We start from the raw sequence: 20,501 nt of genomic DNA on the forward strand, positions 1-20,501 counted from the left end.
CATCTCCACGACCAAGCGAATGGCTTCAGCCTTTTCTTCAGCGGTAACGACCCGAAATCCCATGATGCTTCCTTAGGTTGAAACTCCTACAGAGTGGTCCAGGAACATTGAGCCACAACAGCTTGCCAGCGAAGGCGTCGGCAGGATTTGCGCAAAATCCAAGGACCCCTTCGCCGGCAAGCCGGCTCCTACGAGAACGGCTTTACAGGCTCAGGGGGCGATTGGAAGCCTTGAGGAACTCCTGCTTCAGTTCGGCAAAGCTGTGCACCGCCGGGAACTGCGGGAATTCGCGGATCACGTTGTCCGGTGCATGGAACAGGATGCCGGCATCGGCTTCGCCGAGCATCGTCGTGTCATTGTAGGAATCCCCCGCCGCAATCACCCGGTAGTACAGGCTCTTGAAGGCCAGCACCGACTGGCGCTTGGGGTCTTTCTGACGCAGCTGATAGCCAGTCACCCGACCACCGTCATCGGTGATCAGGCGGTGGCACAACAGGGTCGGGAAACCCAGCTGGCGCATCAAGGGCTGGGAGAATTCATAGAAGGTGTCGGAAAGGATCACCACCTGGAAACGCTCCCGCAGCCAGTTGACGAACTCCACCGCACCATCGAGAGGCTTGAGGGTGGCGATCACTTCCTGGATGTCCGAGAGCTTCAGGCCGTGCTCGTCGAGAATCCGCAGGCGCTGCTGCATCAGTACGTCGTAGTCGGGAATATCCCGGGTGGTTGCCTTGAGGGATTCAATCCCGGTTTTTTCGGCAAAGGCGATCCAGATTTCCGGGACCAGCACACCTTCCAGATCGAGACAGGCAATTTCCACAAGACACTCCCATTGGTTCTGATTATTTAAATTGAGCGAGTAAAAGGACTGCCGAACTCTAGCGATTCGCCCCCGCAGGCGCAACGCAGACGAGCGCGCCAGGGGCCCATGGATTTTGCTAAGATCGCTCCCCTATAGAGCGCACAGCGCCACCGACTTGTAGGAAACCGCCCTGATGAGCCAACCATTCGACGTCGTTGAACTTGCCACGACCTATGCCAACAAGTCCGCCCAGGACATCCTCAAGCTGGCCTTCGCCCAGTTTGGCGATGACTTGTGGATCTCCTTTAGCGGCGCCGAGGACGTGGTGCTGGTGGACATGGCCTGGAAGCTGAACAAGAACGTCAAAGTGTTCAGCCTCGACACCGGTCGCCTGCATCCGGAAACCTATCGCTTCATCGATCAGGTGCGCGAACACTACAAGATCGACATCGAACTGATCTCGCCGGACCACAGCAAGCTCGAACCTTTCGTCAAGGAAAAAGGCCTGTTCAGCTTCTATAAGGACGGCCATGGCGAATGCTGCGGCATCCGCAAGATCGAGCCGCTGCGGCGCAAGCTGTCCACCGTCCGCGCCTGGGCCACCGGCCAGCGCCGTGACCAGAGCCCGGGCACCCGCAGCCAGGTGGCGGCGCTGGAAATCGACAGCGCCTTTTCCACCCCGGAACGCCCTCTGTACAAGTTCAACCCGCTGGCACAGATGAGCAGCGAAGAGATCTGGGGCTACATCCGCATGCTCGAGCTGCCGTACAACAGCCTGCACGAACGCGGCTTCATCAGCATCGGTTGCGAACCCTGCACCCGTCCGGTGCTGCCGAACCAGCACGAGCGTGAAGGCCGTTGGTGGTGGGAGGAAGCCACCCAGAAGGAATGCGGCCTGCACGCCGGCAACATCATCAGCAAAGCCTGACCCCTCCCCCGGCAAGAACCGGCTTGCCAGCGCAAGGCCCTTGGGCCTTGCGCTGTCCATGCGCACGCCTGCGCCGGTAAGTCGGCGCCTGCGCAATCGACAAATGTGTACACAATAACGTCACCAAAAGTGCCATTTTTGTGTGCACTTCAAATAATTGTCGCCCCAAAAAGTTACACGCCTTTCGACCGTCGATATCCGCACGGCACACTCTTTCGTCTGATAAAAAATAAATACCTGTTCAATCGGTCAATTTTTAATTTCTGTATTTCAGCAAGTTATGAACAATCAATAACAAAGCAAAATCAGTAAGCGGTTTTATAGTTTCAGAACTGGCATAGAAGTGGCTTTAGTGAACTTATGTTTTGTATACAAAATCAATCAAAACATACATACACTTAATGTCCGCATGCCTGATTCCTCGATTCAAGCTGCAGATGCCCCGAACCCAGTGATTCCCACCTGCGACGAAGATTGTCGAGCCTGCGCTCAAGCACAGTCATCCAGGGAAAGAGTCAGGAGCCTGCCGGAATGCACACCAGCTCTTCGAAAAAAATCGCCCTGGATCTGCCCGCCACGCTGCATTCGCACACCGTTCAACAGCCCCTCGCCGGAACCCATCCGGACCGCATCACGCTCAGCCCGCGCCTGCACAACCGCGACCTGGCACCCACCAAAATCGAGGGCCGTCGCTGGGGCCGCTACAGCATCTTCGCCCTATGGACCAACGACGTGCACAACATCGCCAACTACTCCTTTGCCATTGGCCTGTATGCCCTGGGCCTGGGTGGCTGGCAGATTCTCCTGTCGCTGGGGATAGGTGCAGCGCTGGTGTACTGCTTCATGAACCTGTCGGGCTACATGGGCCAGAAGACCGGGGTGCCGTTCCCGGTGATCAGCCGCATCAGTTTCGGCATCCATGGCGCGCAGATTCCGGCGCTGATCCGGGCGGTGATTGCCATCGCCTGGTTCGGCATCCAGACCTATCTGGCCTCGGTGGTGTTTCGCGTGCTGCTTACGGCGATCCATCCGGGTTTCGCCGACTATGACCACAATTCGATCCTCGGCCTGTCGACCCTGGGCTGGGCCTGCTTCGTGGTGATCTGGCTGGTGCAGCTGGCAATCCTCGCCTACGGCATGGAGATGATCCGGCGCTACGAAGCCTTCGCCGGGCCGATCATCCTGCTGACGGTCGCCTGCCTCGCCGCCTGGATGTACACCCAGGCCGACGGACGGATCGCCTGGTCGATCCGCGAGCCACTGACGGGAGGCGAAATGTGGCGGCAGATCTTCGCCGGCGGCGCTCTGTGGCTGGCGATCTACGGCACTCTGATTCTCAACTTCTGCGACTTCTCCCGCTCCTCGCCGTGCCGCAAGACCATCAGGGTCGGCAACTTCTGGGGCCTGCCAGTAAACATCCTGGTGTTCGCCAGCATCACCGTGCTGCTGTGCGGCGCGCAGTTCCAGATCAACGGACGGATCATCGAAAGCCCTACGCAAATCATCGCCTCGATCCCCAACACGCTGTTCCTGGTCCTTGGCTGCCTGGCCTTCCTGATCGTCACTGTGGCGGTGAACATCATGGCCAACTTCGTCGCCCCGGCCTTTGTCCTCAGCAACCTGGCGCCCAAGTACCTGAACTTCCGCCGCGCCGGCCTGATCAGTGCCGCCATCGCGGTGCTGATCCTGCCGTGGAATCTCTACAACAGCCCACTGGTGATCGTGTACTTCCTGTCCGGTCTCGGCGCGCTGCTGGGCCCGCTGTACGGGGTGATCATGGTGGACTACTGGCTCCTGCGCAAAACCCAGGTCGACGTCCCACAGCTGTACAGCGAAGATCCGCAAGGTGCCTATTTCTACAGCCGCGGAGTCAATCTGCGGGCGGTAGCGGCGTTTATTCCGGCGGCGCTGATCGCCATTGTCCAGGCCCTGATGCCAGGCTTTGCCAGTGTCTCGCCATTTTCCTGGCTGATCGGCGCCGGTATCGCCGGCCTGCTGTACCTGATCATCGCCAAGCGCCACCCCGAGTACGCGGATGTCAGCGGCGAATCGATCGCTGTGGACAACGTCAGTCATTGATTGAATTTGAACGGCCCGGTTACCCCGGGCCTTGAATGATCCAACCGGCAAGGAACCCTCATGCGAATTCTCGTGGTCAACGTCAACACCACCGACAGCATCACCCAGGCCATCGCCCGGCAGGCACAAAGCGTGGCGGCACCCGGCACCGAGATTGTCGGCCTGACCCCCTATTTCGGCGCCGAATCGGTGGAAGGCAACTTCGAAAGCTATCTGGCGGCCATCGCCGTGATGGATCGGGTACTGGCCTACGACCAGCCCTACGACGCGGTGATCCAGGCCGGTTATGGCGAACACGGTCGTGAAGGCTTGCAGGAATTGCTCAACGTACCGGTGGTGGACATCACCGATGCCGCCGCCAGCACCGCGATGTTCCTCGGCCACGCCTACTCGGTGGTGACCACTTTGGATCGCACCGTGCCGCTGATCGAAGATCGACTGAAACTTTCCGGTCTGTATGAGCGCTGCGCCTCGGTGCGGGCCAGCGGCCTGGCGGTGCTGGAGCTGGAAGAGGATCCGCTGCGCGCAGTAGCGTCCATCGTGCGCCAGGCCGAGTTGGCGGTGACCGAGGACAAGGCGGAAGTCATCTGCCTGGGTTGTGGCGGCATGGCCGGGCTGGATGAACAGATCCGCCAGCGCACCGGGGTGCCAGTGGTGGACGGGGTGACCGCAGCAGTGACCATCGCCGAATCCCTGGTGCGCCTGGGATTGTCGACCTCGAAGGTGCGGACCTATGCACCGCCGCGGACCAAGAAAGTGCTTGGCTGGCCGCTGCGCCTGGGGCGCTGAGGCCCACGGCGGCGCCCGGGCTCAGCGGCAAACCGACGACTACAGGGCGCTGAAGGCTTGGGCCAAGCCCTGTTCGGCGAACTGCTCGATGACGAAATCGACAAAGGCCCGGGTCTTGCCCGGCAGCATCTTGTGCTCGGCGTAATAGATTGAGGTGAAGCCATCATCCACGTACCAATCCGGCAGGACTCGTTGCAGCGCTCCGGAGCGCAGGTAATTGACCGCAAACGGCATGCTCACCAAGGCCAGGCCCAGCCCCTGGGCCGCAGCGATGCAGGCCGCCTCCGAATCGCTCATGGTCATGCTGGCCTTGAGCTCCAATGGCCGCATATCCCCCGCCCGCCCAGTCATCTGCCAGGTGCGGATGCGCCCGGTTTGCGGTGAACGGATAAGGATCCCACGACAATGCCGCAGGTCCTCGGGCTCGCGAACTGGCGCGCGCTCCCTGAGATAGGCTGCACTCGCCACCAGCACCCGATGAGCAGGTGACAGTCGGCGAGCGACCACTCCTTGCGGCAATTCGAAACCGCCGCCGATGGCGGCATCGAAACCCTGGCCGATCAGGTCCACCTGGCGATTGTCGAAATGCCAGTCCGGGTGAATATCCGGGTAACGCTGCAGAAAAGCGCCAAGCATGGGCACGATGTACAACCCTCCAAAGACCGTGCCCATGCTGACCTTGAGTGTTCCCGCCGGGCGCCCCTGAGCATCGGACAAGGTACTCACGGCATTCTGGATGGTCTGCAGGCTGTCGGCGACTTCAGCAAGAAACACTCGCCCAGCCTCGGTCAAGGTCAGGCGCCGGGTACTGCGCTGGAACAACCTGACGCCCACTCGGGTTTCCAGCTTGGCCACACTCTTGCCCACTGCCGCCGGGGTCAAGCCGAGGCGGCGGGCGGCCTCGGCAAAACTGCCAACTTCAGCACTGCGGACAAAACACTCGATACTGCTGAAGGCTTCCATAAACGCCGACTCTAAACTTTTGGTTTACACAGAGTATAGGAATTACCCGCTACACAGAGGTTAATCAGCGGTCGATACTCGACCCCATGCACAAGGCAACCCGGCCTTGAAGCTCTGGAGAGATACATGAACAAGCACACCCTCAGCGGCAAAGTGGCCTTGATCCAAGGCGGTTCCCGCGGTATCGGCGCAGCCATCGTCGAACGCCTGGCGGCCGAAGGCGCCAGCGTCGCTTTCACCTACGTCAGTTCGGCAAGCAAGGCGCAGGAGCTCCAGGAGCGCATCATCGCCAAGGGTGGCAAAGCTCTGGCGATCCACGCGGACAGCGCCGATGCCGAGGCCATTCGCAACGCCGTGAACAGCACCGTCAAAACCTTCGGACGCCTCGATATCCTGGTGAACAACGCCGGCTTCCTGGCCGTCGCACCGCTGGACGAGTTCAAGCTGGAAGACTTCGACCAGACCCTGGCCGTCAACGTCCGCAGTGTGTTCATCGCCACTCAGGAAGCTGCGCGACACATGGGCGAAGGTGGACGCATCATCAACATCGGCAGCGCCAACGCCGATCGCATGCCCTTCGCCGGTGGCGGTCCCTATGCCATGAGCAAAGCTGCGCTGGTAGGCCTGACCAAGGGCCTGGCGCGGGACCTGGGCCCACGGGGCATCACCATCAACAACGTCCAGCCTGGCCCGGTGGACACCGACATGAACCCGGCCGACAGCGATTTCGCCGAAAGCCTGATGGATTTCATGGCCGTCCGTCGTTATGGACGAGTTGAAGAGATTGCCGGTTTCGTTGCCTATCTGGCCGGCCCTGAAGCCGCCTACATCACCGGTGCCAGCCTGACCATCGACGGCGGTTTCAGCGCCTGAGCCGCTGCCGGGATAAAAAAGCCGGACCCGGTCTCATCACCGGGTCCGGCTGGTTTACAGCAGGCGCTCAAGGTTAATCAGGCCAGTCCAGCCTCGGCAGGCCACAAGCCGCCGGCTGAAAAGCCATCAACGAACGCAAGATCGCATCGGCATGAGCAAACTTGGTATCCGCCATGGCCGGATCGGGTATCGCAATCGCGCTCATGCCAGCCGCCTTGGCCGCAGTCACACCGAAGGGAGAGTCTTCGAACACCAGGCACTCCTCAGGCGCGACCCCCAAGCGACGGGCGGCAGTGAGGAAGATATCCGGCGCCGGCTTGGCTGCGGTCACTTCCGGATCGTCTGCGGTAACGATGGTGTCGAACAGCGCGAACCATTCGCCATGCCGGGTGGTTTTCTCAGTAAAGGACATCTGCGACGAGCTGGTACCCACCGCAATGGGGATACGGTGCGCCTTCAAGTGCCGGACCAACTGCTGCGCCCCGGGCATCGCCTGGGCCCGCGGGAAACGCTCGCGCATCAAGGGCTCGCGCATGACCAGGAACTCCTCGGCGCTGATCGGCAAGTCCAGGGCCTGCACCACGTACTGCGCCAGATCAGCGGCACCGCGGCCGATGATGTGCTGCTTGATGCTCCAGTCGTAGGTACGCCCGTAACGCTCGGCGATCATTTGAGTGATCTCGGTGTAGATGCCCTCGGTGTCCAGGAGCAAGCCATCCATGTCGAAAATAACGGCCTTGATCGGCGCCAAATCGTTCAACTGTGCATTCATCGCATCGGATCCGTTAGCAAAAATACATTCCAGGGAGCGGCCCAGGTACGGCCCGTTTTCGCGGTGAGTCAGCAATTAAAGGATTCAGCAGCATAGCGGCGAGGCGAGGCCAGGAGCAACCAAGGGGCAGGCAGATACGGTTCAGGAGTTCAAACCGGACCGAGCGATTCGCCGTCGCCCTCTTGCGGCGCCTGCTCCTCCTCCAGCAGTGGCACTCGCGCATCATCCATCAAGGATCCTGGGTCTTCATTCCCCGGGTCGTTGATATTCGACAGATCCTCCGGATCTTGCTCTTCATCGCCTGGGATTTCACGGTGCATGCTCGCCTCCTGGGTCTACGGGACAGGCCCACTTGAGTATGGCTCCGCCCCCACAAGGCGCGCACAAAAAACCCGGCACCAGGCCGGGTTTGCCAACGTCACGCGACGATCAATGACGCTTCTTGTGACCCATGCTGCTACCCAGAGCACCGCCCGCCGCGCCGCCGATACCGGCGCCCACGGTGGAGCCGGTGCTGCCACCCAGGCGATTGCCGATCAGCGAACCACCGGCTGAACCCAACCCACCACCAATCGCCGCCTTGGCTCGGCTGCCCTTGCGCGCGCCAGCCGCACTGCCCGCAGCCCCGGCAACACCCGCGCCGATAGCCGCCCCGGTACTACCACCGAGCTTCTGCCCGACCACGTTACCCAGCGCGCCGCCGAGACCGCCGCCAATAGCCGCGGTGCCATCACCGGCCATTGCACCCTGAGCCAGCAAAAGGCCCACAACCAGGGCAGGTAGAGTTAAACGCATGACTTGAACCTCAAGAAAAGATTGTCGAACTGACATGAAAGCCCAGCGCCGCAACGCCCGATATGGACTGTCACAACGACACCCGGTTACTTACCGGTGGCTTGGACCGCTGATTTTAAAAGAGTTTTATCATCGCGCAAAAAAAAGCCCGCTGGGGAACGGGCTAGGGGTATTGCTTTTTAACGGATGGCTTGAGCGTACTCAGGCAGATGTGAAGATTATGTGAAAAGAATCGGCACATGGGAGCAACACAAGCCGATCCCGAATTCCACCAATCCCGAGGCATCTTCAGCTCACCTTACCGAAGATGTTCAGACCGAATCGGTTGCAGGCAGCCCCTTGGAAGGTGGCTCCTGCATCAACCCGATATCCACCTCAGACGCTCGAGCGCAGCAGCAATTAACGAATGCTGCGGATGTTGCCTTTATTACCTTTGACCGTGACGGAAACTTTCTTGAAGACGAAGTAGTTTTCTTCGCTCACTTCATAACGCGGAGCAACGATCAGGTCGGCACCCGAAGATTTGACCGCCTTGAAGGCCGCAGCGGACTTGACCGAGCTGACCGGGTCGAAGCCCAGGCCACCCAGAGCACCACCGCCGTCACCGCCGTAAGCCACACCATCAGCAAACTGGCTGTCACCACCGAACTGCAGGAAGCCAAACAGGATGTTGACCGACGACTGGCCCGAAATCGCTTCACCTACTGCCACGTCTGCCTTCAGGTCGGCTTTGACCTGACTGTCGATGGGCGAAGACGGTTGGCTGATGTTATAGCTGGTGCAACCTGTGGCTGCGGCTACAAGAGTGGACAGTGCGAGGAGCTTGAAAATGGCTTTCACGTTTATTTCCTTATCGCTTTTCATATAAAGGCATCATCGCTGGATGCGCAGCCCCGCTTTAATCGGGATAAAGAACATATCTTCAGTTATCACCAATTGAGATAAGAAAATTCCGAAAAATATAAAAGAACCTTCTTAATCCATCCATTTCATTGGCAAAAAACAATTAATACGGCTACTCAAAATCAATAAAAAACCAATACGCAAACAACAGCTAGAAAAACGCTTACATCAACCAGCATTTCCGGTGAGCCTGGCTACTGCGCAAAAATGTTTCCTGCCACCAAAACAGTACAAAACAGCTCATGAAGTGCTCTTCGACAAAACGTTCCAGAGTCGATCCAGGCAAAGCGCACGCTTGAAAAACCCACCCCTGTCGCCGACAGAGCCTGCCGTCAATACCTTAATATTCTCGAACTATTGGCGCTCTCGGATTAACGCCTGGACTTTCATAAACAACGCTCATTGATAATCTCCAGGCAATAAAAAGCCCCGCATAAAGCGGGGCTGTCAGAACTCAATTTTACTTTCTCTTCGGCAATGCGCTGGGAAAGAACATCGTATTACTGGCTACCGGCACCGTCGCAGTTTTTTTCTTGCTGACGATACCGCCAGGAGATTTAACTTCGGCTTCAAATGCGGCTTGGCCACAGCGCACCAAATTGTTGATTGGAAACTCATCCCCATTGTCTTCGATATAGGCAAGACCCCTCATATCCCAGCTCCCTTCAGCCACCGACGCGTACCGGCAAGCTCCTGGTTGCCTGAGAAATACGCGTCGTCATGGCGATTCAGACTAGACGGTCACTTATAGACCTGCCGTCCAGAAACAGCCGATGCCGACAGGCGGCTACAAGTCGGTGCTCAAGGCTGATCCACATCAACGGTGCGCGCTGAGGTAGTGCTGCAACAGCAAACCCCAAGGCAAGACAGCGAGGGCTTGCGCCAGCTGCATTTGATTCATCTCAGGCGCGACATCCATCGAGCGACAGGCACACAGCGCCTGTTCGAACTGCGTGCCACGGTTCTCAGCAGCGGAACCAACGAAGGCCAGCGCATCACCTTTGGCCGCACAAAAAACTTCGCCAGGACTCAAGTCGGCCTGCAAGGTGGCGAAGTCGGTCAGCCCGTCACTCCGGCCACCATTATCGTGGCCTGACCCAGAGTGTTCTTGCTCTCACCCGCCAGGACCTGCAGGCGCGGCCATCGAACGGCAGTATCTTGCCGCTGCTTCGCCCTCCGCCCACCAGCCTTTACCGCCAAAGCCAGGCTCAAGTGCCCTCGACAACAAAGAATGTGCTGAAGGCAACAAAGATGACTCCGCTCAAAAAAGTGGCACAACCTCTGCTGTGTGCCAGACAGCCAACAAGCTGGATAGCGAAAGGAAATTCGTCCATACCGAATAGCGTGCTTACCGCAGAACATCTGCCACTCCTTACGGACATAGGACTGGAGATAACCTGAAAATTGACAATGGATCAGCCGCTCTTTTAACCGTCAGCGGGCAAGAAAAAAATCCGCTGCCAGAACACCTGACTGCAACCCATCGGCCTTAGCTCATACTGGCTTCCACCTCGGCCCCCCCCCACCTGCAGCAAAAGCCCCAACAACCAATCCCCCTTTCCAGTCTCAGGTCAGTGTCGGCAACTATCGAAACGATCGGGTCAATATCGCCAGAGCGGATGGTGCCGAGGCCGAAAAACTGCTGGGCTTCACTACCCAAAGCCCCTTCCAGCCATTGATCGACATTTCCAATTGGCCTGCGGTCAGCGACTCCGTCATCGGGGAGGCACAAACTCAGGAATCGATGAAGTACTTTGCACAAATCAACGCATCATCGATGAAAGAAGGTACGGCACTCGTACAAACGGCAAGAGCCAAGGGCACTCCCGCAGCAGAAATACTGGATAAAGTCCTGGCGCTTAATAGTCAACTGCCTTCGCGTGTCAAAGACACGGCCAACATCTTCTACTGAAGCGACCCACTGAAAACGACCCTGGCGTCATCACAATGCTGCAGTGCGCCGTCAATCTTCCAGGCCATTTCCTTCGTACCGCCATAGAAGTTTTTTAACCCTCTAACACGAAAAAACCCTGATCTTCTCCAAGAAGCTCAGAGTTTTTGCTTGTATCGAATATGGCGGTGAAGGAGACTGCCGACGACTTAGTGCCCGACGATACCCAGCGGGGTATACCACTCCTAGATAATTCAAGGACTGTATCCCCAGTTCATCCACTTGCTCCCACATTCATTGAGAGGAGCAAGTGGTGGAAAAACTCTTTGGGCCAACAACCTCTGGTGATTGAGTTCCCTTGGGACGCCAATTATAAAACGGACCAGAAACCTGACTCTAGTTGTCAACTAATCCCTGACTACTACAATCCTGTTGCAATGGATGCAAAGAAAAATCAGTCTATTTATCTCACACTAGGGCGCGACTATTTCACCCACGACGCCCCTCTCCGTCAGCGCATCGTAAAGGCCTCTCATGTCACTTGCCCGCTGGTTGCCAGGTTTGGCCAACCTCCTGCAGTACCGCCGCGAATGGTTCAGGTACGACCTTATGGCCGGACTCTCGGTCGCAGCCATTCAGATTCCCATTGCCATCGCCTACGTGCAGATCATCGGGCTCCCTCCGCAGTACGGCTTGTATGCCTGCATTTTGCCGATGATCGTCTATGCATTGGTGGGAAGCTCGCGGCAGTTGATGGTAGGACCTGATGCGGCCACCTGCGCGATGGTGGCCGGAGCGATCGCCCCCCTGGCGTTGGGCGACCCCGAGCGTCTGGCGCAGTTGGCGGTGATCGTTACCGTGCTGGTCGGCCTGATGCTGATCGGTGCTGGCGTCGCGCGCCTGGGGTTTATTGCGAGCTTTTTCTCGCGCCCTATTCTGATCGGCTACCTGAATGGAATCGGCTTGAGCCTGCTGGCCGGGCAACTGGACAAGGTGCTGGGTTATAAAATCGAAGGCGATGGTTTCATTCTCAGCCTGCTGAACATGCTGCAGCGGCTCGGAGAAACGCACTTGCCGACCCTCGCCGTCGGGGCCAGCGCCCTGGCACTGTTGATCTGGCTGCCGCAGCGCTTCGCCAAGCTCCCTGCCGCACTGGTGACGGTGGCCGTCGCCACGCTGTGCGTCGGGCTCCTGGGTCTGGATCGCTACGGGATTTCCGTGCTCGGCTCGGTACCGTCAGGCATTCCCCAATTGGCCTGGCCCGAAACCAATCTGGCAGAAATGAAAAGCCTGTTGCGCGATGCACTGGGTATCGCCACGGTGAGTTTTTGCAGTGCGATGCTGACCGCACGCAGCTTCGCCGCCAAGAACGGTTACTCGATCAACGCCAACCACGAATTCCTTGCGCTGGGCGTGTCCAATATTGCTGCCGGGGTTTCCCAGGGCTTCGCCATCAGCGGCGCCGACTCGCGTACCGCGGTGAACAACATGGTCGGCGGCAAGAGCCAACTGGTAGGGATTGTCGCCGCCCTGGTGATTGCACTCATCCTGATGTTCTTCACCGCACCCATGGCCTGGATTCCTCAGGCGGCACTGGGAGCCGTGCTGTTAATGGCTGGCTGGAGCCTGATCGACATCAAGGCGATGCAGGCCATCCGCAAGCTCAGCCGTTTCGAATTCTGGCTGTGCGTGCTGACCACCGTCGGCGTACTCGGTGCTGGCGTGCTGCCGGGCATCATCATTGCGGTGACACTGGCGATCCTGCGCCTGCTCAAAAGCACCTATCAACCTACCGACGCGGTACTTGGCTGGGTACGTGGAATTGAAGGCCAAGTGGATATCAGCCAGTACAAAGAGGCGCGCACACTACCGGGGCTGGTGGTTTATCGCTTCGATGACGCCATCCTGTTTTTCAATGCCGACTACTTCAAGTCACGCATCCTGGAGGCTATCGAGCGAGACCCTGCACCCCGTGCAGTGCTGTTCGTCGCCGAGGCGGTAACCTCAATCGACGTTAGCGGCATCGCCGCGCTCAGGGAGGTGCGCGACACTCTCCGCGCCCGTGGGATCGAACTGAGTATCGCCCGAGCCCGTGGGAAGTTTCTGCGGATGCTGGTGCGCTCAGGGCTGGCACGCGAGATGGAGCAAAAGTTGTTGTTCGGCTCAGTACGCGAGGGCATTCGTGCTTACCGGATCTGGCGCAACAAAGTCAGCGGCAGGTCGGCACGCCTGCCTAAGCCCGAGGCCAAGGGCGATGCTGTCCGCGTCATTTGAGCGGACGTTGGCGCGCGCACCCAGCATGAACTGGCGCAGATGTAGAATCCGCCCATGGCTCATGGTAATGCCGCGGTAGTCGGCCCCAGGGCAGCGATCCTGGTCAACATCGGCCTGATCATCTGGGTGGGCTGCGCGTTGCTGGCCTGGACAATGCTGGCGGTGGAGATGCTCTATCTGGCCAGTCGCGGTGACAATCACACTGCCCCGGCGCAGCTCAGTCGCATCAATGCGGTGGAAACTCCCGCTTCAGCGCTATGGCTGACCAACACACTGATTTCGGTGCTGTTCCTGCTCGCCTTCCTCAATGCCTCGAGCTACAACGCCCTGATCCGGCCGGCCACCTCAATGGCACTGCCTGCTAGCTGGCCGCACGCCATTCGCGGGCCGTCCCGGCATCGCTGGCAATGGCCTCCTTGGGAACCATCTACGACATCTGGCTGATCTACGCCGCCGGGCTGGAATACCTGCTGCTGTCGATGATTTTCTACGCGCCGGAGCTCGATGGCTTCATGTACGCCCACCGCCAGCGCGGCCCGCCATCATTCGGCAACACCACCGAACGCGTCATCGGCCTGCTGGTGCTGGCCCTTGCATTAGTCACGCTATGGATAATCAGCAGCGGCCGACTGAGCCTCTAGCTCAGTACTTGAGCCTATGTGCCAACGTCGTCGAGCTGAGCGACTGACGCTAGCAGTGGGTTAGCCAAGTGCGGGCAGTCGTCCTTGACCCAGCCATACCGGAGGTCTCTCGAGCCACTGATTGATGCTCGCCGTCAGTTGCACCTGAGGCTCTGGCGCCACCTCATGCGCCAGAACATAGACAGACCCCGAAGGTACAACTGTAAGCATGCAGCGAATACCGGCTTTCATTAACCGCAGTGCCCCAACAAAAGGCTTCGATTACGGCAATACGGTGGTTAGCCAAGACGCTCATCAGCCTGGAAATTTTTACGATAGACCTCATAAACGATCACATCGACATTGAGCTCGCCCAGATGCTTTTCAATCAACGGTTTGACATCACTCCAATCCAGACCGCCCACACCCGTCGCCAAGCGCGGCAGAGCCACGCTTTTTACATTTTCACTGGTGATGTATTTGGCAAGCTCGCGTAGCGTGTGACCCACGTTTTTCAGGGTTGCCTTTCCAGGCTTCGCCGAATGCCCCGCGTGCAAAGAGTCCTGTGTCAGCAGGTTGACGATACTGCGCACACCGCCTTTGTCATCAACGCCTGACCAACACCAGATATCACCCGGCTGATGGGCCTTGCCATGGGCAGCATGACGATAATCGGCAACCAAAGAAGGCCAGCGCTCGCGCAAAGCAAGTGCCAGGCCTGTATCGAACGGATCTTGAGGTGCAATGCCATGTGCAATGACCTGAGTTTGGCTCAGTAAAATGTCACCTTCGACTTCACGGATCATGGGCGTTCCCTCTTCAGTCTATAGATTGACAAGAGTCAGCAGCCGACTCGGCGACCTCCCCCTCTAGCATCCAGACTAAGCGAGGAACAACGGCGCTACGTTGATACAGGTCAGCGCTGACCGAGCAGGGAGGAAAGGCGAACGCCTCATCCGATGATGAAGCGAGGGGACAGGTCGGGGGGACAAAAGGGACGATAGGGGAAATCCAAAGGGTAATCTGATACCGACACAAGTCGAAAACCTGACAGAACCTGGCCACCTATGAAGATGGTGATGGGCTAAGGTTGGTCGTCAAACCAACTGGACGTAATTCTTGGCTGCTTCGCTTTCAACTGGCGGGCCGCCGTAGAGAGAAGGGTCTGGGTTCATTCCCTGAAGTGAACCTCAAGAAGGTCAGACGAGATGCCAGTGCTAACGCAGCCAACTAGTGATGACATCGATCCCTTGGCAGCAAGAGACGCAGAGCGCGTAGTTCAAGGGGAAGCCAAGCAACTAAAATTCGAAACCCTCGCAACGGAATACCGTGATATTTACCAAGCGGTGTGGCCGGAAAGCCGCGTAAAGGGTGGCTGCGAAAGCTGGAGCCGTATGCGTTTGATCACATAGGCAAGCTGTCAGCCGAAGACATAGGCACTCCCGAAGTGCTTAAGGTGTTGTAACTCATCTGGGCCATTAAGACTCGAACGGCTCGATCAGCCCAGCAGGCCACTCCAGAGCACAACCTGATCCATCTCGGCGAGAAACCGTTCGCGGCGGGTTTGCTTACGCTTACCGGCGACGACAGACAAAACCTAGCGACTTTACTTCACTCCGCAGGTTCGTTGACCAAACAGAACCCCGAAAAACAAACCCTTTCTTTTATCCTTCCTGCCAGTACGCATATCGCCGGATTTCATCTAGGTCGAGCACTTGATTTGCGCCACATTGTGAAGCAGGCCAAAGCTACCATCAGGAACGCTGAGATTAATATTCCAACTGCGGCCACGTGTGAGTTGATGCGACGATGAGCGTTGTGCTTGCTTAAAACTAAGCACGTTCTCTTTTAGTTACAAGAGTGCTTCCAGCTCACCCTCCTGTTACCTCTAGTATGTGCGCAATCACACTACAGGCCCTGCAAGAGGGCAGATCTCCTCGCACTTGTTGCAACAAAAATACTCACAAGAGCTTGCAAAAGTGTAAGAGAGCCGCACAAAAAGTCATGCATCCTTTTCCGGTGTCAGCTCGACTGAACATAATCACCTATATACACCAACTGCTACGCCATTCACTCTGCGACAAATCAACCATACCCAACGAAGACTTGCTTTCTTCACTCCTTTCAGAGCCGGACGGAAACTAGCTAGCCTGAGAAGCTCCCAGCGTGGAATTATTAACGTGGTTCCCTTAGGAGAGCAGAGAACGTGCGCGAAGCTCCGCACAAGGTTCCTTACAAACCGATCAAATAGTTTTTCCGTGAATTACTCAAATACATCAGAAGGCATACGAGCATTTTACGCATTTATCTATGCATAGCGCCCCAAACGAAACACTCATGAGCCCTATCAAAGCCATATATAGGACACCAAATTATATCCGCATTTAGATTTAGCGCCAAAATGACATTATTAAATCTTTTATGCATTAATACTTACTAAACTCCGGACGCTACGCACGACTTTTTAGCACCATATAAAATACACGCCCACCAAACTCCGCTTATCAAACCACTCTCCCTAAAAGTCCCATATTGTTATTTTAAAGAGCCTGCCAGAAACTGCTTCAGCCGCTCGCTTTGGGTATGGTCAAACACGCTGCTGGGTGAACCTTGCTCCTCCACTCGCCCCTGATGCAGAAACATAACGTGATTGGAGACGTGCCGTGCAAAGGCCATTTCGTGAGTCACCACAATCATCGTCCTGCCCTCCTCGGCCAGTTGCTGCATGACCTTGAGTACTTCGCCCACCAGCTCTGGGTCCAGCGCGGAAGTCGGCTCATCGAACAGCATGACCTCCGGCTCCATCGCCAGCGCTCGGGCAATGGCCACGCGCTGCTGCTGACCACCGGACAACTGAACCGGATACTGTGCCTCGACCCGTTCCGCCAGCCCCACCTTGGATAAGTACTTGCGTGCACGCTCCAATGCTTGCTGGCGACTGATCCCCAGCACCCTGATCGGGCACTCGATGATGTTGTCCAGCACCGTCATATGGCTCCATAGATTGAAATGCTGGAAAACCATCGACAACTTGCTACGCATGATTCTCAGTTGTTTGGGGTCGGCGGCACATTGCTCACCCTTTGCGTCCCGGCGGGTCAACAGCTCTTGTTGATTGACGATAATGCGTCCGACGCTGGGTTGTTCGAGGTAGTTAATACAGCGTAAAAAGGTGCTTTTTCCCGACCCGGAAGAACCTATGATGCTAATCACATCGCCCGCCTTGGCCTTGAGTGATACGCCTTTCAATACTTCATGGCTGCCGTAGTTCTTGTGTACATCATCAACGATCAATTTATACATACGAGCATTTCCAGTGAGGTCAGTGCGTGCGGGGTTTCAGGTAGGCCAGCCAATGCAGCTCGCCACGGCGAAACAGCCAGATCAGCAAAAATGAGCTACAGGCATACAGCACCCCGGCAATCCCGAATGCAGCAAACGAGGCGTAGGTCGCCGAGTTGACGTCCCGGGCAACCTTCAGCAAATCAGGCACCGTGGCGGTGAACGCGACGGAGGTTGAATGCAGCATCAGGATTACTTCATTGCTGAACAATGGCAGCGCCCGACGTAACGCTGAGGGCAACACAATCCTCCGGTACAGCGTGAACGGGGTCATCCCATAGGCCCTGGCGGCCTCGACTTCACCGTGCGGGGTGGCTCTGATGGACCCGGCAAAAATCTCGGTCATGTAGGCACAGGTATTGAGCCCGAACGCGAGGACCGTGCAGTTGAAGCCATCACGAAAAAACGCATTGAGAAAATCCTGCGCCCGAATCACATGCAGGCTGTACACCCCGGTGTAAAAGAACAGCAACTGGATGTACAACGGCGTACCGCGAAATACGTAGGTGTAAAACCAGACCGGTGTGCGAATCAGCGGGTTGGCGCTGACGCGGGCAATGGAGAGCGGAACGGCCAACAGAAAACCGATCAAAACCGAAAGGATCAGCAGCCACAAGGTCACCGCCAACCCGGACAGATGTGCTCCGTCGCTCCAAAGGTAGGCCTGCCAGTAGTCCTGGAGAATCGTGGTCATAGCGCGGCCTTCCTGACACCCACGGAATAGCGGTGTTCGAGCCACATCAACAGAACGTTGGAAACGGTAGTGATCGCGAGGTAGATCAGGCCGCCGACCAGCGTAAAATAGAAGAACTGCATTGAGCCTTTGCCCGCATCCTGCGTCGCCTTGACCACATCGGTCATGCCGATGATCGACACCAGCGCGGTCGACTTGATCAGTACTTGCCAGTTATTGCCAATCCCCGGCAACGCATGGCGTAGCATCTGCGGGAACAAGACCTTGCGAAAGGTTTGTGCTCGCGTCATTCCGTAGGCCCTGGCGGCTTCAATCTGGCCGGCTGGAACCGCCTGAAAAGCACCGCGAAAGGTCTCGGTAAAGTACGCCCCATAAATAAATGCCAGGGTCACGACACCGGCCATAAAAGGTTCGATATCGAGCTGGGCAACGCCCAGCCAATCGGTCAGTTGGTTGAGCAACATTTGCAGGCTGAAAAACAACAACAGCATGATCACAAGGTCCGGCATGCTGCGGATCAGCGTCGTGTAGCTCGTCGCAGACATACGCAGTACACGGTTTGAAGACAGCTTCGAACTGGCCCCCATCAGCCCTATCAAAACGGCGAACACCAATGATCCTAACGCCAGTTTGATCGTGGCCAGGGTGCCCAACAGAATCTGTGGAGCAAAACCTTCCAGAAGCATTTCACTCTCCTTATTTTTATTAGGTTGAGGTGAAGGTAAAGCGGTAACAGAGCAGCCTGGGCGACTGCTCTGCACAGGGTTTCGAGCGGGGGTTATTTCGCGCCGTAGACGTCGAAATCGAAGTACTTTTTGTTGATCCGAGCGTAGGTACCATTGGCGATGATTGTCGCCAGGGCTTTGTTCAAGTCTTCACGCAACTCGACATCCTCCTTGCGCACACCGATGCCGTCACCTACGCCGAAAAACTCTGGGTTATCCAGGGTACCGCCGGAAAACTCGTAGTCCTTGCCTGCCGGTTTATCCAGAAAACCGTAGCTGGCTTGAATGGAGCCCTGCAATGAGGCATCAAGCCGCCCGACCGTGAGGTCGGCGTAGACTTGGTCCTGATTTTGATAAGAGAGAATATCCACGCCCTGGGAACCCCAGACAGCTTTCGCGAAAGCCTCCTGGGTCGAGCCTTGCTCCACGCCGACACGCCTGCCTTTGAGCGACTCGACGGTGGGTTCCAACCCCGACCCACGCTTGCTGACCAGACGTGCCGGGGCGTTTGAGATTTTGTCGGTGAACGCAATCTGGCCCTGGCGCTTGGAGGTGATGGTCATCGATGAGGCCACTGCGTCGAACTTGCGAGCCAGCAATGCCGGAATCATCCCGTCCCAGCTGCTTTCAACCCAGATGCACCGGGCGTGCAGCTCTGCACAGAGCGCCTCGGCGATATCGACCCCAAAGCCCGTCAGCGTGCCGTCCTGGTTTTTGTACTCCAGTGGCGGATACGTCGGATCAACACCCAACTTCAGTACTTTCCCGCTCCAGTCAGCCGCGCCAGCCAAGCCGGATGCGGTCAAGAACGCCAGGGAAACAGCCGCGATTATCTTATTCATTGTTATCTTCCTCGATGGCTCGCAGAGCCAGGTTACCGATAGCATCTATGCAGCTCTGCTTAGCGCAGAAACCGCTCTACCAACTTGACCCAGTAACTGGCGCCGATGGGTAGGCAGACGTCGTTGAAGTCGTAACCGGGGTTATGCAGCAAGCACCCACTGTCGCCCTGGCCATTGCCTATCACCAGATAACTGCCCGGACATTTTTCCAGGATGAAGGCAAAGTCCTCGCTGGCGGTAAAGGGCCGCAAGTCCTCGATCAATTGCTCGTCGCCCAACCACTCGCTGGCAACTTCACGCGCGAACGCCGTCTGCTCGGGATCGTTGATCAACACCGGATGGCAATGCTGGTAGTCGATATGCGCCTGTGCACCGAAACTCGCCGCCTGGCCCTTGACCAGTTCAGTGATCCTGGCTTCGAGCAGTTGGCGAATATGCGGCGTCAGCGCTCGCACGCTCAGGATCATTTCAGCGGAGGCGGGAATGACATTCGACGCGGTCCCGGCATGGATGCTGCCAACAGTGATAATCGCTGTTTCTTGAGGGTTGACGTTGCGCGCTACGATACTTTGCAACGCCATCACGATGGACGAGCAGACCACCACCGGGTCGACCGCCTTGTGCGGGACCGCACCATGACCACCCGTACCGATGACCGTGATTGTCACCGTATCGGCAGACGCCATGAACGGCCCGCTGTAGAAGCCCAAATGCCCGGCCGGATAACCCGGGACGTTGTGCATGGCAAATATCGCATCGCAGGGGAAACGTTCGAGCAGCCCATCCTCCAGCATTTTCCGGGCACCACCCAGCCCCTCTTCGGCCGGCTGGAACACCAGATGCACCGTGCCGTTGAACGCTCGGGTTTGTGCAAGGTATTGCCCCGCTGCCAGCAACGTGGCCGTATGACCGTCGTGACCGCAGGCATGCATCACGCCATCATTGCGACTGGCATACGGTAAGCCGGTGGTTTCCTGAATCGGCAGCGCATCCATATCCGCGCGCAACCCAATAGCGCGTCCGAGGCCGTTTTTCAGGGTTCCGACCACACCGGTCTTGCCCACCCCTCGGCTCACCTCAAACCCCCACTGCGTCAAACACTGCGCCACCAGTTCGGCCGTGGTGAACTCTTCAAACCCCAGCTCGGGGTGGGCATGAATACGGTGACGCAGGGCAATCATCTCATTTTGAGATGCAGCTATTCCCGGC

The 20,501-nt window shown here is 57.5% G+C and carries 23 protein-coding genes; 9 read left to right on the forward strand and 14 right to left on the reverse strand.

What is annotated here, in order from left to right:
- Positions 1–202: 202 nt before the first annotated feature.
- Positions 203–820 (reverse strand): bifunctional phosphoserine phosphatase/homoserine phosphotransferase ThrH, encoded by a 618-nt coding sequence (thrH, locus tag GV818_RS31275; RefSeq protein WP_161778468.1) that lies wholly within the window; start codon positions 818–820, stop codon positions 203–205.
- A gap of 175 nt (positions 821–995) precedes the next feature.
- Between thrH and GV818_RS31280 the strand changes: the two genes are divergently transcribed.
- The 3 genes from GV818_RS31280 to GV818_RS31290 all read left to right on the forward strand — a co-directional run bounded on the left by GV818_RS31280 (position 996) and on the right by GV818_RS31290 (position 4,598).
- Positions 996–1,730, forward strand: a complete 735-nt coding sequence (locus tag GV818_RS31280; protein WP_161753327.1) for a phosphoadenylyl-sulfate reductase — start codon at positions 996–998, stop codon at positions 1,728–1,730.
- Positions 1,731–2,261: 531 nt separating this feature from the next.
- Positions 2,262–3,809 (forward strand): NCS1 family nucleobase:cation symporter-1, encoded by a 1,548-nt coding sequence (locus tag GV818_RS31285; RefSeq protein ID WP_161753329.1) that lies wholly within the window; start codon positions 2,262–2,264, stop codon positions 3,807–3,809.
- Between the two features lie 60 nt (positions 3,810–3,869).
- Positions 3,870–4,598: an aspartate/glutamate racemase family protein gene (locus GV818_RS31290; RefSeq protein ID WP_161753331.1), complete on the forward strand. Its 729-nt coding sequence runs from the start codon at positions 3,870–3,872 to the stop codon at positions 4,596–4,598.
- Positions 4,599–4,637: 39 nt separating this feature from the next.
- On the opposite strand, the gene GV818_RS31295 is transcribed toward GV818_RS31290, so the two are convergent.
- Positions 4,638–5,561, reverse strand: a complete 924-nt coding sequence (locus GV818_RS31295) for a LysR family transcriptional regulator (RefSeq protein ID WP_161753333.1) — start codon at positions 5,559–5,561, stop codon at positions 4,638–4,640.
- 126 nt (positions 5,562–5,687) lie between these two features.
- On the opposite strand from GV818_RS31295, the gene GV818_RS31300 reads away from it, so the two are divergent.
- On the forward strand, positions 5,688–6,434 hold the full coding sequence (locus GV818_RS31300) for a 3-oxoacyl-ACP reductase family protein (protein WP_161753335.1): 747 nt from the start codon (positions 5,688–5,690) through the stop codon (positions 6,432–6,434).
- Between the two features lie 73 nt (positions 6,435–6,507).
- On the opposite strand, the gene GV818_RS31305 is transcribed toward GV818_RS31300, so the two are convergent.
- The 6 genes from GV818_RS31305 to GV818_RS31325 form a co-directional block, all read right to left on the reverse strand.
- Positions 6,508–7,206, reverse strand: a complete 699-nt coding sequence (locus tag GV818_RS31305; RefSeq protein WP_161753337.1) for an HAD-IA family hydrolase — start codon at positions 7,204–7,206, stop codon at positions 6,508–6,510.
- Between the two features lie 149 nt (positions 7,207–7,355).
- A complete protein-coding gene (locus tag GV818_RS34185; RefSeq protein ID WP_178125212.1) occupies positions 7,356–7,526 on the reverse strand; it encodes a hypothetical protein in 171 nt (56 codons plus the stop codon).
- 109 nt (positions 7,527–7,635) lie between these two features.
- Positions 7,636–8,001, reverse strand: coding sequence for a glycine zipper domain-containing protein (locus tag GV818_RS31310; protein ID WP_015634733.1), 366 nt, complete (start codon positions 7,999–8,001; stop codon positions 7,636–7,638).
- 399 nt (positions 8,002–8,400) lie between these two features.
- Complete coding sequence (locus GV818_RS31315) at positions 8,401–8,841, reverse strand: hypothetical protein (protein WP_161778486.1); 441 nt, start codon at positions 8,839–8,841, stop codon at positions 8,401–8,403.
- 523 nt (positions 8,842–9,364) lie between these two features.
- On the reverse strand, positions 9,365–9,556 hold the full coding sequence (locus GV818_RS31320) for a hypothetical protein (protein WP_161753341.1): 192 nt from the start codon (positions 9,554–9,556) through the stop codon (positions 9,365–9,367).
- A 165-nt stretch (positions 9,557–9,721) separates the two neighbouring features.
- Complete coding sequence (locus tag GV818_RS31325) at positions 9,722–9,949, reverse strand: DUF2388 domain-containing protein (RefSeq protein ID WP_306108712.1); 228 nt, start codon at positions 9,947–9,949, stop codon at positions 9,722–9,724.
- A 630-nt stretch (positions 9,950–10,579) separates the two neighbouring features.
- Between GV818_RS31325 and GV818_RS31330 the strand changes: the two genes are divergently transcribed.
- From GV818_RS31330 to GV818_RS34695, 4 genes are all read left to right on the forward strand, one after another.
- Positions 10,580–10,816 carry a hypothetical protein gene (locus tag GV818_RS31330; RefSeq protein ID WP_161778469.1) on the forward strand — a complete coding sequence of 79 codons (237 nt, stop codon included), beginning with the start codon at positions 10,580–10,582 and terminating at the stop codon, positions 10,814–10,816.
- 513 nt (positions 10,817–11,329) lie between these two features.
- The gene (locus tag GV818_RS31335; protein ID WP_161753345.1) at positions 11,330–13,069 is read left to right on the forward strand and encodes a SulP family inorganic anion transporter; all 1,740 of its coding nucleotides are present in this window, start codon (positions 11,330–11,332) and stop codon (positions 13,067–13,069) included.
- A 54-nt stretch (positions 13,070–13,123) separates the two neighbouring features.
- Complete coding sequence (locus GV818_RS34690; RefSeq protein WP_256679569.1) at positions 13,124–13,513, forward strand: amino acid permease; 390 nt, start codon at positions 13,124–13,126, stop codon at positions 13,511–13,513.
- Entirely contained in the window at positions 13,477–13,710 is a 234-nt protein-coding gene (locus GV818_RS34695) for a hypothetical protein (protein WP_256679570.1), read from the forward strand. The genes GV818_RS34690 and GV818_RS34695 overlap by 37 nt, the downstream gene beginning before the upstream one ends.
- Before the next feature lie 278 nt (positions 13,711–13,988).
- On the opposite strand, the gene GV818_RS31345 is transcribed toward GV818_RS34695, so the two are convergent.
- Entirely contained in the window at positions 13,989–14,495 is a 507-nt protein-coding gene (locus GV818_RS31345) for a macro domain-containing protein (protein WP_161753347.1), read from the reverse strand.
- 284 nt (positions 14,496–14,779) lie between these two features.
- Between GV818_RS31345 and GV818_RS34700 the strand changes: the two genes are divergently transcribed.
- Positions 14,780–14,923: an Arm DNA-binding domain-containing protein gene (locus GV818_RS34700; RefSeq protein WP_256679571.1), complete on the forward strand. Its 144-nt coding sequence runs from the start codon at positions 14,780–14,782 to the stop codon at positions 14,921–14,923.
- A 1,301-nt stretch (positions 14,924–16,224) separates the two neighbouring features.
- Here GV818_RS34700 and GV818_RS31355 read toward each other — a convergent pair.
- The 5 genes from GV818_RS31355 to GV818_RS31375 all read right to left on the reverse strand — a co-directional run bounded on the left by GV818_RS31355 (position 16,225) and on the right by GV818_RS31375 (position 20,473).
- The gene (locus GV818_RS31355; RefSeq protein WP_161778470.1) at positions 16,225–16,992 is read right to left on the reverse strand and encodes an ABC transporter ATP-binding protein; all 768 of its coding nucleotides are present in this window, start codon (positions 16,990–16,992) and stop codon (positions 16,225–16,227) included.
- Positions 16,993–17,011: 19 nt separating this feature from the next.
- Complete coding sequence (locus tag GV818_RS31360) at positions 17,012–17,725, reverse strand: ABC transporter permease (protein WP_161753351.1); 714 nt, start codon at positions 17,723–17,725, stop codon at positions 17,012–17,014.
- Positions 17,722–18,411 (reverse strand): ABC transporter permease, encoded by a 690-nt coding sequence (locus GV818_RS31365; protein ID WP_161753353.1) that lies wholly within the window; start codon positions 18,409–18,411, stop codon positions 17,722–17,724. Before GV818_RS31365 ends, GV818_RS31360 begins: the two co-directional genes overlap by 4 nt.
- Positions 18,412–18,503: 92 nt before the next feature.
- A complete protein-coding gene (locus tag GV818_RS31370; protein WP_161778471.1) occupies positions 18,504–19,292 on the reverse strand; it encodes an ABC transporter substrate-binding protein in 789 nt (262 codons plus the stop codon).
- A gap of 59 nt (positions 19,293–19,351) precedes the next feature.
- Positions 19,352–20,473: a M20 aminoacylase family protein gene (locus GV818_RS31375; RefSeq protein WP_256667341.1), complete on the reverse strand. Its 1,122-nt coding sequence runs from the start codon at positions 20,471–20,473 to the stop codon at positions 19,352–19,354.
- Between the last annotated feature and the right edge of the window lie 28 nt (positions 20,474–20,501).

It is taken from the genome of Pseudomonas sp. Fl4BN1 (assembly GCF_009908285.1).
GTDB lineage: Bacteria > Pseudomonadota > Gammaproteobacteria > Pseudomonadales > Pseudomonadaceae > Aquipseudomonas.

Excerpts from the sequence above, each read along its gene's own strand:
- GV818_RS31280 (WP_161753327.1), top strand. The coding sequence starts at position 996 with ATGAGCCAACCATTCGACGTCGTTGAACTTGCCACGACCTATGCCAAC.
- GV818_RS31285 (WP_161753329.1), top strand. The coding sequence starts at position 2,262 with ATGCACACCAGCTCTTCGAAAAAAATCGCCCTGGATCTGCCCGCCACG.
- GV818_RS31290 (WP_161753331.1), top strand. The coding sequence starts at position 3,870 with ATGCGAATTCTCGTGGTCAACGTCAACACCACCGACAGCATCACCCAG.
- GV818_RS31295 (WP_161753333.1), bottom strand. The coding sequence starts at position 5,561 with ATGGAAGCCTTCAGCAGTATCGAGTGTTTTGTCCGCAGTGCTGAAGTT.
- GV818_RS31300 (WP_161753335.1), top strand. The coding sequence starts at position 5,688 with ATGAACAAGCACACCCTCAGCGGCAAAGTGGCCTTGATCCAAGGCGGT.
- GV818_RS31305 (WP_161753337.1), bottom strand. The coding sequence starts at position 7,206 with ATGAATGCACAGTTGAACGATTTGGCGCCGATCAAGGCCGTTATTTTC.
- GV818_RS34185 (WP_178125212.1), bottom strand. The coding sequence starts at position 7,526 with ATGCACCGTGAAATCCCAGGCGATGAAGAGCAAGATCCGGAGGATCTG.
- GV818_RS31310 (WP_015634733.1), bottom strand. The coding sequence starts at position 8,001 with ATGCGTTTAACTCTACCTGCCCTGGTTGTGGGCCTTTTGCTGGCTCAG.
- GV818_RS31320 (WP_161753341.1), bottom strand. The coding sequence starts at position 9,556 with ATGAGGGGTCTTGCCTATATCGAAGACAATGGGGATGAGTTTCCAATC.
- GV818_RS31335 (WP_161753345.1), top strand. The coding sequence starts at position 11,330 with ATGTCACTTGCCCGCTGGTTGCCAGGTTTGGCCAACCTCCTGCAGTAC.
- GV818_RS34690 (WP_256679569.1), top strand. The coding sequence starts at position 13,124 with ATGGCTCATGGTAATGCCGCGGTAGTCGGCCCCAGGGCAGCGATCCTG.
- GV818_RS34695 (WP_256679570.1), top strand. The coding sequence starts at position 13,477 with ATGGCCTCCTTGGGAACCATCTACGACATCTGGCTGATCTACGCCGCC.
- GV818_RS31345 (WP_161753347.1), bottom strand. The coding sequence starts at position 14,495 with ATGATCCGTGAAGTCGAAGGTGACATTTTACTGAGCCAAACTCAGGTC.
- GV818_RS31355 (WP_161778470.1), bottom strand. The coding sequence starts at position 16,992 with ATGTATAAATTGATCGTTGATGATGTACACAAGAACTACGGCAGCCAT.
- GV818_RS31360 (WP_161753351.1), bottom strand. The coding sequence starts at position 17,725 with ATGACCACGATTCTCCAGGACTACTGGCAGGCCTACCTTTGGAGCGAC.
- GV818_RS31365 (WP_161753353.1), bottom strand. The coding sequence starts at position 18,411 with ATGCTTCTGGAAGGTTTTGCTCCACAGATTCTGTTGGGCACCCTGGCC.
- GV818_RS31370 (WP_161778471.1), bottom strand. The coding sequence starts at position 19,292 with ATGAATAAGATAATCGCGGCTGTTTCCCTGGCGTTCTTGACCGCATCC.
- GV818_RS31375 (WP_256667341.1), bottom strand. The coding sequence starts at position 20,473 with ATGATTGCCCTGCGTCACCGTATTCATGCCCACCCCGAGCTGGGGTTT.